Raw genomic sequence first — 12,722 nt, 5'->3', positions numbered from 1 at the left:
ACTTATACCTCTGAGCTCGCTTTAAATTCCATGCTGTATTTGTACTTATTTTCTGGGTGATGCGTCACCGTTACTTCAAATAGCTTATCTTGATCATCAAAATAACGGCGAATAATGACTAAACACGACGCATTAGGCTCTATGTTCAACTTTTTAGAAATCACAGGTGATGCAGCTGCAGCATACACATCCACCTCTGCACGCTCAATACGAGCACCATATTTCTTTTCAATTTGCTCATACACCATCACTTGAGTGTGCTCGGGATCTTTTGTCAGCGATGCAAATTGAGGCAAGATGTAAATATCTGTCCATGCGATCACCTCCTCTAGGTGCTGGCGTTTACGTCTGCCTCCAATGTGGTACCAAGAGGAGCCCACTGGAGCGCCAACGATTTGACTCAGAGCATGATCAAGCTCGATATATTCTTCAACCAAGTTTTCACGATAGGTGTCGCGCGAATAACTCAAGATATCAATAGGAGAATTAAAGCTTTGCGTGAAGCGCCGCAATCTTTGGCGTGATACCACCTTTGTAGGTGCGCCTTGATGGCGATAAATCAATCCATTCGCCTCCAAAATCTGCAAGGCGTGTCGCAAAGTGTGTCTACTAGATTGAAAATCGCGACAAAGGTCAGCCTCAGCAGGCAAAACGGACCCTACGGGCCAGTCTCCGTTATAAATACGTTGCTCTAGCGTATTTGCTAGAGCCTTGTATAACGGTAAACGCTCAGACAATTTAGGAAAGTCCAAACATTTTTTTGCCAGCCACCGGCAAACGCACTTTCAAAATATCGCCTGATAAAGATTCGGTAATGTAGAGGTCTTTATTGTCAGGGCCACCAAAGCACATATTTGCCAAATGGTGATGATGTGGGTTCTCGGAGTAGATCAAATGGGTTGGCAACATATTGCTGTCAAATCTCCAGATGCCGATGCCAAGATGACATACCAACAATCCATTCTCAGAATCCATTTCAATACCATCAGGACCAGCAACACCACCTGTTAATTGAATAGCTACGCCCGTCTTCGAGACCGAGCCATCAGCCATCAAAGGCAGGCGCCAAATTTGCTGTGAGCGAGTCGCCGCAACAAATACGTGCTTCTCTTGCGTGTTTAATGTAATGCCGTTAGGACTTGGCACATTCAGAGCTAAACGATCTAATTGGCCATTTGCGCGCAATCTGAAAACGCGACCTGTTGGATCGGCAATACCAGTCTGACCTTGGTCTGTGAAATAGAGATCGCCATTGGATGCGAAGTGCAAATCATTTAAGCCTTTAAAGTTCTCGCTATACATCGAGCCCAAGATCGTTTCAATTTTTCCTGTTTTAGGATCTAAAGCAAGTAACCCTGCCTTGTAGTCGCAAATGAAGGCGCGGCCATCTTTATGAAACTTCAATCCATTTGGCCATCCGTCGTACTGAGTGATTAACTCCCAATTACCTTTAGTGTCGATTCTGAAAATGCGTCCAAATGGAATATCGACAAACCACAGGTTACCTTCGCGGTCAAAAGATGGCCCCTCTAAGAAGCACTCTACTTCTGCGCCTTGGCGGTTTGGATCTGACCAGCCAGTACGAGATTTCTTTCTAAATTTCTCTGGCATCGTTGCAAAAACTTCCGTTTTGATTTTTTCTACTGGCTGGAAGGGGTTATGCATGGTCACTTGTTGTCTCCTCGAATTAGTTATACGGATAAGTTAGTTTTTAAGGTTTCACTATTAAACCATAATTAGTGCTAATCTTACGCAATTATTGATTTACAAGCTTATCACCAAATCATTACTTAACCGTATAGGTTCACAAATATGAAATCTGTAGTCGTTGTTGGAACTGGGATTATGGGCGCAGGCATTGCCGCTGGGTTTTTGGCTCGCAGCGTTCCTGTAGTCATCTTAGGAAGAAGTTTTGAAAAAGCAGAGGCCTGCTTAGACAAGGCCCTCACCCTTGCAAAGAAAATTGGCGTGGAAGGAGACAATGCCACCAAGGATCAAGCTGACATCAAGAAACAGCAAGTCGTTGGAATATTAGAGGACTATCAGGGCTGGAATGATTGCCAATGGGTCATTGAGACTGTGGCTGAAAACCTGGCTTTAAAACAAGAAGTATTTAAATTCTTAGATCAAGTTGTCCCTGCAAATATTCCGATCGGTAGCAATAGCTCCGGTTTCCCAATCAGCAAGATTGCCGAGGGCTTAAAAACAGCCAACCGTATGATGGGCGCACATTACTTTATGCCCGCCGAAGTAGTGCCTTTAGTGGAAATCGTTATGGGCCAAAAAACGGATATTCAATACGCTGAACAAGCGTGTGAGCTCTATAGGTCAGTAGATAAGAAGCCGGTTCTGGTGAAGAAAGATATTCCAGGATTTCTGGCGAACCGTATTCAGCACGCCCTCATGAGAGAAGCATTGTCACTAGTGCAAGAAGGCATCGCCACTCCAGAGGATATCGATGATGCTGTACGTTATAGCTTTGGATTTCGTTACGCAGCCGTAGGCCCAATGACCCAGAAAGAAATCTCTGGCTGGGACGGGATGGCGAATGCTGCAAAAGAAATTTATCCATCGCTCTCGAACATCACTACCCTACCCCCAAAAGTTGTACAACTGATGGCCGACGGAAAGACTGGCATGAAGGCGGGTGAAGGGTTTCGCAAATGGAGTCCCGAAGAAATTACCAAGGTATCCGATTCCTACTCGCGCAGATTAAAAGCCGCGTTTGATGTCCTTAATATTGAATAGCGGAATAACCTTGAGCCAGCGCATTATTAACGCGATCGATATTTGGGGTAATGCCAACACCAACGGCATTCATTTGGGCGCTATCCAAATGACCCTGATTTGCTCGCAGCGGCTTGTCACAAATATCAAACTGTAGATATTGATTTGACATGCTAAATCCCCAAGGAACATTGCCCAAGGCAAAGCCAATCGAAGCGGTGGCAGCTCCCGATAAGGATGTCTCTGCAACTTTGCAAGCTAAATTGAGATTGAAGTGCTTCTCACGCAAAACTTGGGCGCAATTCCATGCCTCTAGTACCCCACCCGTTTTAATGAGTTTAAGACTTGCGCCATCAAAAGCTTCGGCCTTCATAAATGCGTCGATCTCATGGATGCCGTGGATAGATTCATCTAAAGCGATGGGAACTCTTGAGCGCTTCTTGAGCAACACAAAGTCCGCTAATGAAGAATTGGCATGTATTAATTGCTCGGCAAACGACAAGCCTTTTGCCTCAGAAGACTCGCAAAAGCGAATGGCATCAGCTAAAGACATGGCGCCATTAGCATCAACTGAAACAACATCACCGTCCAGCAGCTCTGATAACACCTTCACGCGATGCAAGTCTTCATCAAGTGACAAAAGTCCGATTTTAATTTTCCAATGCTTAAATCCTGCCTGGCGAAATGTTTTTGCATCCTCAATCTCTTTTTCTGGAGTACCGCCAAGCATTCTTAATAATGGAATATCTTTCGGGCTTGCTGGGGTATTTTCATTGTTTAGTGACCGTAAGTACTTCCATAGAGAAATTGCCTCTTTTTGCGTATATAAATCGAGCAGCGCCATTTCGATGCAAGATTTTGCCGATGGGTTGCCATATAACATTTTGTCTAGCTGGCTAGCAAAGCCCCTGGGGTCAGCCCATTCGGTTTCTCGCAATTTTTCCGCCAAGTATTTAACACTAGCTAGCAAACTATACAGCGTCTCACCAGTCATCAACGGCGCCACCGAAGCTTCACCCCAACCTTGGCGACCATCTTCATCTGTCAAGCGAACCAAAACGGTTTTGGCATCGACGATGACTTCCTTCGCCATCTTGATTGGCTCAATCAGCGGTATCGATAATGGAAAAATAACGGCCTGAGTAATTTTCATAGATAAAAATTAGCCAATACACTAAAAGAAATGATTAAAAAGAGAATTAGGGAGAACATACATGAGAAAAGTATTTTTAGCATTGTCGCTTATCAGTATTTGCTTTGCTATGAACGCGCAAGGTCAAGGTTACCCTTCTCAACCAATTAAATTGGTGATCCCATTTGCAGCCGGCGGCCCCTCAGACGTCCTTGCTCGAGGCTTTGCCCCAAAGCTTGGAGAGAATCTTGGGCAACCCATCATTATTGAAAATAAACCGGGTGCTGGCGCCAATTTAGCCGCAGAGTATGTTGCAAACTCCAAACCCGATGGATACACACTCTTCTTAATGATGGTTGGCACTCAAGCAATCAATGAGACGCTCTATAAAAAACTGAACTACAACCTCGTCAAAGATTTTTCACCAGTCTCTTTAGTTGCATCTTCGTCACTACTATTTGTTGCCAATCCCTCGGCACCATTTAAAACCATCCCCGAGCTAATTGCTTATGCAAAAGCAAATCCAAATAAGGTTAGCTTTGCTTCTTCGGGTGCAGGCACTCCATTGCATTTAGGCGGAGAATTATTTAATACACAAGCTGGTACCGACATACTGCACGTTCCTTATAAAGGTGCAGCACCAGCGCTGACGGATGTATTAGGAGGGCAAATTGAGACGGCATTAGTTGGCACACCTGCAGCACTTCCCTACGTTCGCTCTGGCAAACTCATCCCCCTAGGAATCACCAGCCTCAAGCGCTCACCTAATGCGCCTGATATTCCAGCGATCTCCGAATTCTTGCCAAAGTTTGAAGTGGAGTTGGTTTATGCGATTGTTGCACCAGCCAATACCCCGAAAGCCATTATTGACAAACTAAATTCACAACTCAATGTTGTATTAAATAATCCAGAAATTAAAACTCAGATTAATGGCAAAGGATTTGAGATTGTTACTAGCACCCCTAATCAGCTGGGTGATTACATCAAATCTGAAGTTGCCAAATGGGGTCCGATTGTGAAGAAATCGGGCGCTACTGCAGAATAATTACATTCCTCTACTAGAAAGCATTCCATGATTGAAATCTCTGAAAAAAAATTAGCCGGCCCAATCATCCGTCTACACCCAAATGACAATATTGTTGTTGCTCGAATAGACGTGGGTATTGGCACTGAAGTGCCTAGTGAAAACTTTACAAGTCGTAGCCAAGTGCCTGCTGGCTACAAAATTGCTGCCAAGAAGATTCTGAAGGGCGAACCGATTCTGAAATACAACGTTACAGTGGGCTTTGCCAATACCGATATTGAGCCTGGCACCATGGTTCATAGTCACAATACTGAATTTCGGGAATTTGATCGTGATTACGCGCACGCCAGTGAATATAAACCCACCCAAATGCTCCCTGAATCTGAACGCGCAACCTTTCAAGGCTATGTGCGAGCTAATGGCAAAGTTGGCACGCGTAATTTCATTGGTATTTTGTCGACTGTTAACTGCTCAGCCACAGTAGTAAACAAAATTGCAGAGTACTTCACGCCAGAACGTTTAAAAGACTTTCCTAATGTTGATGGTGTTGTTGCTTTTAGTCATAGCATTGGCTGCGGAATGGAAATGAGCGGTGAGCCAATGCAGTTACTACGTCGCACCATGGCTGGCTATGCTCGTCACCCCAACCTTGCTGCCGCATTAATTGTGGGGCTTGGATGTGAGCGTAACCAACTGAAAGGACTAATGGAGCAAGAGGACCTAAAAGAAGGTTCTAATTTGCACACCTTCATCATGCAAGAATCTGGTGGCACTCGCAAAACAATTGAAGCAGGCATTGAAGCGGTTAAAGCGCTTTTGCCAGAAGCTAATAAAGCGAAACGACAAACAGTATCTGCAAGTCACCTTACTGTAGGCCTGCAATGTGGTGGGTCCGACGGTTTCTCATCCATCACGGCTAACCCAGCACTAGGCGCAGCGATTGATATTCTGTCGCGCCATGGTGGTACTGGCATCCTGTCTGAAACACCTGAGATTTATGGTGTTGAGCACACTCTCACCCGCCGCGCTGCTAGCAAAGAGATTGGTGAAAAACTAATTAAACGTATTCGTTGGTGGAAAGATGAGTACTCCGTAGGTCGCGATGTGCAAATCAATGGTCAAGTGAGCCCCGGAAATCAAATTGGTGGTTTAGCCAATATTTTTGAAAAGTCATTAGGCTCTTCTATGAAAGGTGGCACTGGTCCGCTAATGGAAGTCTATAAATATGCCGAACCAGTGAATACCAAAGGTTTTGTATTTATGGATACCCCTGGGTTTGATCCCGTATCGGCAACAGGTCAAATTGCTGGAGGTGCCAACTTGATCGCCTTCACAACTGGACGCGGCTCGATGTTTGGATCCAAACCTGCACCTTGCCTCAAATTGGCTACCAATACCCCGATGTATCAGCGTCTCACTGAAGATATGGACATTAATTGCGGGGAAATTTTGGATGGTACGGTCTCGGTTCAGGAAATGGGTCAGCGCATCTTTGAGCTGTTTCTCAAAACTGCATCAGGCGAGCCCTCCAAGAGCGAGCTTTTGGGCCTAGGAGACTATGAATTTGTGCCTTGGCAAATTGGCGTAATGAGCTAATACGCCTGTAGAATTAATCCATTAACGCAGTAAAGATTCAGTTAAGGATTAATACAGGCTTATGAAATTTAGGGATTATTACGAGACCCTCGGTGTTGCCCGCTCGGCCACCGAGGCGGAAATCAAGTCGGCCTATCGCAAGATGGCTCGCAAATATCATCCAGACGTTAATAAAGAAGCTGGAGCCGAAGAAAAGTTCAAAGAAATTGGCGAGGCCTATGCCGTTCTGAAAGATACAGAGAAACGCGCAGCATACGATCGCTTTGGTGCCAACTGGAAAAATGGTCAAGACTTTACTCCCCCACCAAATTGGAATGAAGGCTTTGAATATTCAGACGGCGGATATCCAGGCGGTCATCCAGGCTATGGCGGCGGTTTTGAAGGTGATCAGAGTGAGTTTTTTGAGTCACTCTTTGGTAGAGGCAAGCATCGTCAAGGCGGTAAAGGTAGTCACACACGTCAAGGCATGAATTTCAAAGGCCAAAATCATCACGCCAAAATATTGATTGATCTTGCTGATGCCTATAACGGTGCTAAGCGAACAATTGCCCTACATATGCCAGCTATGGATGCCAGTGGTCATGTGATAACACAAGAGCGTAAGCTTGACGTGAGTATTCCAAAAGGCATTAAAGCTGGTCAGAACCTCAGACTCTCAGGTCAGGGCGGTCCAGGTGTTGGTGAAGGACCCGCAGGTGATCTCTATCTTGAAATTGATTTTCATCCAAACCCCATCTATCGCATTGACGGTAAAGATGTTTTCATTGATATCCCTCTGGCGCCATGGGAGGCCGCTCTTGGAACCACGGTCAATGTTCCAACTCCTGCTGGCTCAACCTTGGAACTCAAAATACCCGCAGGCACTGTAGCTGGTCGAAAAATGCGCCTGAAGGGCAAAGGCATTCCAAGCGCAGATCCTGGCGACCTCTATGTTGTTCCAACTATTGCGCTACCTCCAGCTGATACTGATGCACGCAAAGAAGCATATCAACAATTTGAGAAGGCTTTTGATTTCAACCCTAGAACCCATTTAAAGGGATGACGCCATGACACAAACCAACACCACCAATATCACTTGGATTGAAGGCAGCGTTGTTGAGAATGAAGTGCATATGAGCATTATCGAGCTCTCACACGCATCACGCACACCTCAAGATTTAATTATGGACTGGGTAACTGAGGGGGTCTTAAGCCCCACCGGCTCATCACCAGAAGATTGGCGCTTTGGAGGAGATTCTTTGCGTAGAGCAAAGACTGCCGCCCACCTCACCCATGATCTTGAACTCAATACTCCCGGCGTTGCTTTAGCACTTGATCTGCTAGATGAAATTGCCCAGTTGCGGTCTCAACTACATCGCAGCGAATAGACTTTTATGATTCTGAGCGACTCAATAAAGCTTCCCAACGCTGTAGCTTTTGCTCTAGTTGCTCAGTAATTTCACTCAAGCGGGCCTGCATACTGGCCGCTAACTCGGGTTCATTTTTATACAAATCAGGGTTGCTCATGGCAATCCCAATATCCGCCTGCTCAGTTTCCAATTCTTCAATTTGGGCTGGCAAACCCTCTAACTCTTGTCGCTCTTTACCGTTAAGCTTTTGTACATTGCTTTTAGCAACCGACTTAGATTCTGGCATGGAAGCAGGCGCAGCTTCTTGCTTGGCTGGACCTTTTGGAGTTAGCTTAGCTGCGCGTAATTGTTCAGAGCGGGCTTTCTGAATTTTCCAGTCTTCATAACCACCCTCATACTCTCGCCAAAAGCCATCGCCTTCATGAGCAATGATGCTGGTGACTACGTTATCCAAGAAATAACGATCATGACTCACTAAGAAAACAGTTCCCTTGTAGTCTTGTAGCAATTGCTCCAACAAATCGAGGGTGTCTATATCTAAATCGTTTGTAGGCTCATCCAAAACCAATACGTTGGCTGGCCTTGCAAATAAGCGAGCCAATAAAAGACGATTACGCTCACCACCAGACAAGGTGCTTATTGGTGAATTGGTTCTCTCTGGTGCAAATAAGAAATCGCTCAGATAACTTTTAACGTGCTTTTTATTGCCGTTAATTTCAATCCACTCACTTCCAGGGCTAATGTAATCCTCGAGTGAGGCATTTAGATTTAGCCCTTCACGCATCTGATCGAAATACGCTACCTCTATACGAGTTCCCATAGTGGCAGAGCCAGAATCTGGTGCAATCGTTCCCAGTATGAGTTTCAGTAGGGTTGTTTTGCCGGCACCATTGGGGCCAAGCAATCCCACCTTATCTCCACGCAATATCGTGGCCGTGAAATCTTTCACGATTGGCCTGTCATAAGACTTGCTGACCTCTTGCAACTCGGCAACAATCTTGCCACTTCGTTCGCCAGCGGACACTGCAAGCTTCACCTGACCCATGGCATCTCTGCGCTCGGCACGACTAGCGCGAAGTTTTTCTAGACGAGCGATCCGCGCTACGCTGCGTGTCCGCCTCGCTTCAACACCCTTCCGAATCCAAACCTCTTCTTGCGCCAAAAGCTTATCAGCCCTAGCGTTAGCTAAAGACTCTGCATTTAACTCCTGCTCTTTAAGCACTTCATATTGGGTGAAGTTTCCGGGATAGCTTCGTAAAATTCCACGATCAAGTTCCACTATCTGCGTGCAAACGTTATCCAAAAATGCACGATCGTGCGTAATCAGAATCACCGATCCTTGATACTCTTTCAAGAGTTCTTCTAGCCACGCAATCGAATCTAAATCCAAGTGGTTAGTTGGCTCATCCAATAACAAAACATCTGGCATCTCAACCAATGCTCTGGCAAGCGCTACCTGCTTTTTTGTACCGCCAGATAAAGTACTAATCTTGATGTCAGCATCTAAATGCAAACGATCCAGAGTTTCGTGAACACGCTGTTCCCAATTCCATCCGCTTAGCGCTTCAAGCTTGGATTGAACTTCATCTAAGCGATGATGAGATGCATCATCCCAGTCACCAACACTGAGCGCCTCATACTCCTCTCGCAAGGCCTTTGCCTCAGCCACTCCTTTGGCAACTGCCTCAAAGACAGTTTCTTCAGCCTCAAATATGGGCTCCTGGGGAACATAGGCAATGCGAAGCCCTTGCTGGTATTGCAAGAGACCATCATCCATTTTTTCTATACCGGCCAAAATCTTCAATAAAGAGGATTTACCAGTACCGTTACGCCCAATTAGGCCAACACGCTCGCCAGATTCGAGCGAAAAAGCGGTATTTGCTAGGAGATCTACGTGGCCAAAAGCCAGTTTTGCATCAGTTAGTACGATTAAAGCCATGGCGTCATTATCGTCACTTCAGAGAAACAGAAGAAATTTCTCTCAATTTCTGCGAGACTAATGACAAATGGTCTGCAAACTTACCCCCTCCACCCCCAGCCTCATCCTATTTGCAGGTCATGCTGGTACTGGGAAATCAACGCTAGCCAAAAAAGCGCTACCAAAGATTATTGAAAGGACCGGGGAAGACTTTTTCTTTTTAGACAAGGATACCGTCTATGGCGCCTTTAGCGCCCATGTGATGGAACTAACGACCCAGAACCCCAATGATCGCGATAGCCCCTACTACCTAGAAAATCTAAGGGATTGGGAATACCAAGGCTTAATTGATATTGCTCGTGAGAATTTATTACTAGGTGTCAATGTCATTTTGGTTGGGCCATTTTCAAAAGAGATTCAAAGCGGCCGCATGTTTAATCCCGAAGCCCTCGGAATCCCAAGTCAAACCAAGATTTCTATTGCCTGGATTGATCTTGAAGAAGGTGAAGCAAAGACTCGGATGGAGAAGCGCAAGGACCCTCGAGATCAATGGAAGCTCGCCCATTGGAATGAATATGTCAAACGCCGAATTGATCCGCCACCACATTCATCTATCGAGCGTTTTGATAATCTGCATTTTGATCAAGCGCATTTTGACGAATTAATAGGCCATTTAATCAAATAAAAATAGGGCCCCTCAGGGGCCCTATTTCAAGATACTAAGAACTGAATTCTTAGAACTTGTAAGTTACACCAACTGCTGGTACCCATGGGTTGAGTGTTAATGTACCAATGTTTTGCCCTGTACTTGCAGAGTTAACTTTAGTGTTCATCGTTATATATTTGACATCAAGATTCATGCCCCAGTTTTTGTCAAACATATAATCTAAGCCAACCTGACCCGCAAATCCGAAACTGCTGTTGCCAACAGTTAAGGCATTATTAATACCGCCAAAATTCCCAGTATTGCCAAATATTGTGTAATTCACGCCAGCACCAATGTATGGCTTAACAGCACCCAAATCCGTGAAATGATATTGGGCCAAGAGTGATGGAGGTAAGGCTGTAATCGTTCCACTCTTCTGTCCATTTAAGTTTGAATAAATATTAACGTTTTGCGGATAGGTTAAAACTAACTCAGCAGCAATATTTTTTGTGAAGAAATAGGTAATATCAAATTCAGGAATCCATTCCTTTTGTGCGCGAATATTTTGTGCTGCGACACCCAAATTTTGGCTATTTGCGTTATTAGATTGCCCGTTTTGAAAATCTAAGTAAGCTGCACGAACGCGCAACATCCAAGGATTCTCTTGTGCTTGAGCCTGTGCTGCGATTGGGGCTAAGGACGCCACTGCAGCCATTGCTGCTACTAGTGATTTAAGACGCATGATATTTCCCTTTTTGTTATCAATTTCGATAGGATCATTTTGAAATTGATACCCACGGGGCAATTTGACTTACATCAAACGATTAAGCATCGAGATTTTTTTATTGGTTTAAAAGCAACAATGTCTTGCTGCTTGTTTGATCTAGATCAAATTGACTGAGGTTTACCCTAAAGCACTTTGGAATACGTGCCTTTGGCCTGCGATTCTCTGAGGTGACGATCGAAAGTCATCGCAACACGCCTAGCTAGTAAACGGCCCTTAATGGGGACATTAAGCTCTGCTTCGTGCCACTCCAGCAAGCCCGCCTTTTCCAAGCCCTTGAGCTCTTCAATCTCTGCTCTGAAGTAAGTATTGAAGTCGATCTGATGTTCGTCTGCAAAGCGCTTCGTATCCAGATTGAATTGGCACATTAACTCGCCAATCAATTCGCGGCGCAGTAAATCATCTTGATCTAAGCGCAATCCCCGTAACACTGGAAGGTGGCCAGAATCTAATGCAGCATAGTACTCATCTAAAGTACGGACATTCTGGGAATAGCAGTCATCCACCTTACCAATAGAAGAAATTCCGAAGGCTAACAAGTCGCATTCAGCCTGTGTAGAGTAGCCCTGAAAGTTGCGATGCAACTTTCCTTCTCTTTGCGCTATAGCCAATTCATCATCTGGTTTCGCAAAATGATCCATGCCAATAAATTGGTAGCCCGCTTCATTCAAACGCTCAATCGTATTGGACAAAATATCTAATTTGGCCGCAGCAGGCGGAAGATCAACCTCCGCAATACGACGCTGTGGTTTAAAGATATGCGGCAAATGAGCATAGTTGTACACCGAAAGTCGATCTGGATTCATTTTCAGCACCGCATCGACTGTTTCTTTAAAAGTCTCAGGAGTTTGCTTTGGTAAGCCATAAATCAAATCAACACTGCGTGATTTAAAACCATACTTACGCGACCAGTCCATTACCGCCTGAGTCTCCTCAATCGTTTGAACACGATGCACGGCTTCTTGTACCGCTAAATTGAAATCCTGTACGCCCAAACTAATGCGGTTAAAGCCCAAATCAGCCAAAAGCTTGATATCTGCTTCTGATACCCTTCTCGGATCAATTTCAATCGAATATTCGCCACCCGGCAGCAAGTCAAAGTGCTGGCGAGTGTGCTGCATTAACTCGATCATCTCCTCATGAGATAAAAAGGTAGGTGTGCCCCCACCCCAATGTAGCTGAGTAATTGGAATTTTTTTCTGGGCGCCCATTGCATCACAAACCATAGCCATCTCTTTGGCCAAATACTTAATGTACTTAGCGCTTCTGCCATGATCTTTGGTAATGATCTTGTTGCAACCGCAGTAATAGCAAATGTTGGGGCAAAACGGTAAATGAAAATAAAGTGAGAGAGGCTCATTGATACTGGCCACTCGCTTGAGAGCCCCAAGATAGTCTTTTTCAGAGAATTCATTGTGGAAGCGATCAGCGCTTGGATAGGATGTGTAGCGCGGTCCATTAATGTCGAATTTCTGCAGCAACTCAGGATGAAACAAGACTTCTTTTTCTTGTGTATTTTCTTGAGTTACCGTGGAGCTCATGTTGA

At 45.1% G+C, this 12,722-nt stretch carries 12 protein-coding genes; 6 read left to right on the top strand and 6 right to left on the bottom strand.

What is annotated here, in order from left to right; genetic code table 11:
• Window positions 1-2: 2 nt before the first annotated feature.
• Together IC571_RS04225 and IC571_RS04220 are read right to left on the bottom strand one after the other, a co-directional pair.
• The gene (locus tag IC571_RS04225) at window positions 3-737 is read right to left on the bottom strand and encodes a GntR family transcriptional regulator (RefSeq protein ID WP_215317569.1); all 735 of its coding nucleotides are present in this window, start codon (window positions 735-737) and stop codon (window positions 3-5) included.
• A 1-nt stretch (window position 738) separates the two neighbouring features.
• Window positions 739-1,665 carry an SMP-30/gluconolactonase/LRE family protein gene (locus tag IC571_RS04220; RefSeq protein WP_215317568.1) on the bottom strand — a complete coding sequence of 309 codons (927 nt, stop codon included), beginning with the start codon at window positions 1,663-1,665 and terminating at the stop codon, window positions 739-741.
• Between the two features lie 147 nt (window positions 1,666-1,812).
• Between IC571_RS04220 and IC571_RS04215 the strand changes: the two genes are divergently transcribed.
• A complete protein-coding gene (locus IC571_RS04215) occupies window positions 1,813-2,748 on the top strand; it encodes a 3-hydroxyacyl-CoA dehydrogenase family protein (RefSeq protein WP_215317567.1) in 936 nt (311 codons plus the stop codon).
• On the opposite strand, the gene IC571_RS04210 is transcribed toward IC571_RS04215, so the two are convergent.
• Window positions 2,735-3,880, bottom strand: a complete 1,146-nt coding sequence (locus tag IC571_RS04210) for a mandelate racemase/muconate lactonizing enzyme family protein (protein ID WP_215317566.1) — start codon at window positions 3,878-3,880, stop codon at window positions 2,735-2,737. The two genes, IC571_RS04215 and IC571_RS04210, sit on opposite strands and share 14 nt — an antisense overlap.
• Before the next feature lie 61 nt (window positions 3,881-3,941).
• On the opposite strand from IC571_RS04210, the gene IC571_RS04205 reads away from it, so the two are divergent.
• From IC571_RS04205 to IC571_RS04190, 4 genes are all read left to right on the top strand, one after another.
• Complete coding sequence (locus IC571_RS04205; RefSeq protein ID WP_215317565.1) at window positions 3,942-4,904, top strand: tripartite tricarboxylate transporter substrate binding protein; 963 nt, start codon at window positions 3,942-3,944, stop codon at window positions 4,902-4,904.
• Window positions 4,905-4,931: 27 nt separating this feature from the next.
• Window positions 4,932-6,479: a UxaA family hydrolase gene (locus IC571_RS04200; protein WP_215317564.1), complete on the top strand. Its 1,548-nt coding sequence runs from the start codon at window positions 4,932-4,934 to the stop codon at window positions 6,477-6,479.
• Window positions 6,480-6,540: 61 nt separating this feature from the next.
• Window positions 6,541-7,521 carry a DnaJ C-terminal domain-containing protein gene (locus IC571_RS04195; protein ID WP_215317563.1) on the top strand — a complete coding sequence of 327 codons (981 nt, stop codon included), beginning with the start codon at window positions 6,541-6,543 and terminating at the stop codon, window positions 7,519-7,521.
• Between the two features lie 4 nt (window positions 7,522-7,525).
• The gene (locus tag IC571_RS04190) at window positions 7,526-7,846 is read left to right on the top strand and encodes a chaperone modulator CbpM (RefSeq protein ID WP_215317562.1); all 321 of its coding nucleotides are present in this window, start codon (window positions 7,526-7,528) and stop codon (window positions 7,844-7,846) included.
• Window positions 7,847-7,850: 4 nt separating this feature from the next.
• Here the strand turns inward: IC571_RS04190 and IC571_RS04185 are convergent, their stop codons facing one another.
• Window positions 7,851-9,767, bottom strand: a complete 1,917-nt coding sequence (locus IC571_RS04185; RefSeq protein WP_215317561.1) for an ATP-binding cassette domain-containing protein — start codon at window positions 9,765-9,767, stop codon at window positions 7,851-7,853.
• A 67-nt stretch (window positions 9,768-9,834) separates the two neighbouring features.
• Here IC571_RS04185 and IC571_RS04180 point away from each other — a divergent pair, with 67 nt between their 5' ends.
• Window positions 9,835-10,431, top strand: coding sequence for an AAA family ATPase (locus IC571_RS04180; protein WP_215317560.1), 597 nt, complete (start codon window positions 9,835-9,837; stop codon window positions 10,429-10,431).
• A gap of 49 nt (window positions 10,432-10,480) precedes the next feature.
• Here the strand turns inward: IC571_RS04180 and IC571_RS04175 are convergent, their stop codons facing one another.
• Together IC571_RS04175 and hemN are read right to left on the bottom strand one after the other, a co-directional pair.
• Complete coding sequence (locus IC571_RS04175) at window positions 10,481-11,134, bottom strand: OmpW family protein (protein WP_215317559.1); 654 nt, start codon at window positions 11,132-11,134, stop codon at window positions 10,481-10,483.
• A gap of 167 nt (window positions 11,135-11,301) precedes the next feature.
• The gene (gene hemN / locus IC571_RS04170) at window positions 11,302-12,717 is read right to left on the bottom strand and encodes an oxygen-independent coproporphyrinogen III oxidase (RefSeq protein ID WP_215317558.1); all 1,416 of its coding nucleotides are present in this window, start codon (window positions 12,715-12,717) and stop codon (window positions 11,302-11,304) included.
• Between the last annotated feature and the right edge of the window lie 5 nt (window positions 12,718-12,722).

It is taken from the genome of Polynucleobacter sp. MWH-UH2A (assembly GCF_018687195.1).
In the GTDB taxonomy this organism is placed as follows: domain Bacteria; phylum Pseudomonadota; class Gammaproteobacteria; order Burkholderiales; family Burkholderiaceae; genus Polynucleobacter.
This window is presented reverse-complemented; position numbering and strand designations above follow the sequence as displayed.

Excerpts from the sequence above, each read along its gene's own strand:
- IC571_RS04220 (WP_215317568.1), bottom strand. The coding sequence starts at position 1,665 with ATGCATAACCCCTTCCAGCCAGTAGAAAAAATCAAAACGGAAGTTTTT.
- IC571_RS04215 (WP_215317567.1), top strand. The coding sequence starts at position 1,813 with ATGAAATCTGTAGTCGTTGTTGGAACTGGGATTATGGGCGCAGGCATT.
- IC571_RS04210 (WP_215317566.1), bottom strand. The coding sequence starts at position 3,880 with ATGAAAATTACTCAGGCCGTTATTTTTCCATTATCGATACCGCTGATT.
- IC571_RS04205 (WP_215317565.1), top strand. The coding sequence starts at position 3,942 with ATGAGAAAAGTATTTTTAGCATTGTCGCTTATCAGTATTTGCTTTGCT.
- IC571_RS04200 (WP_215317564.1), top strand. The coding sequence starts at position 4,932 with ATGATTGAAATCTCTGAAAAAAAATTAGCCGGCCCAATCATCCGTCTA.
- IC571_RS04195 (WP_215317563.1), top strand. The coding sequence starts at position 6,541 with ATGAAATTTAGGGATTATTACGAGACCCTCGGTGTTGCCCGCTCGGCC.
- IC571_RS04190 (WP_215317562.1), top strand. The coding sequence starts at position 7,526 with ATGACACAAACCAACACCACCAATATCACTTGGATTGAAGGCAGCGTT.
- IC571_RS04185 (WP_215317561.1), bottom strand. The coding sequence starts at position 9,767 with ATGGCTTTAATCGTACTAACTGATGCAAAACTGGCTTTTGGCCACGTA.
- IC571_RS04180 (WP_215317560.1), top strand. The coding sequence starts at position 9,835 with ATGGTCTGCAAACTTACCCCCTCCACCCCCAGCCTCATCCTATTTGCA.
- IC571_RS04175 (WP_215317559.1), bottom strand. The coding sequence starts at position 11,134 with ATGCGTCTTAAATCACTAGTAGCAGCAATGGCTGCAGTGGCGTCCTTA.
- hemN (WP_215317558.1), bottom strand. The coding sequence starts at position 12,717 with ATGAGCTCCACGGTAACTCAAGAAAATACACAAGAAAAAGAAGTCTTG.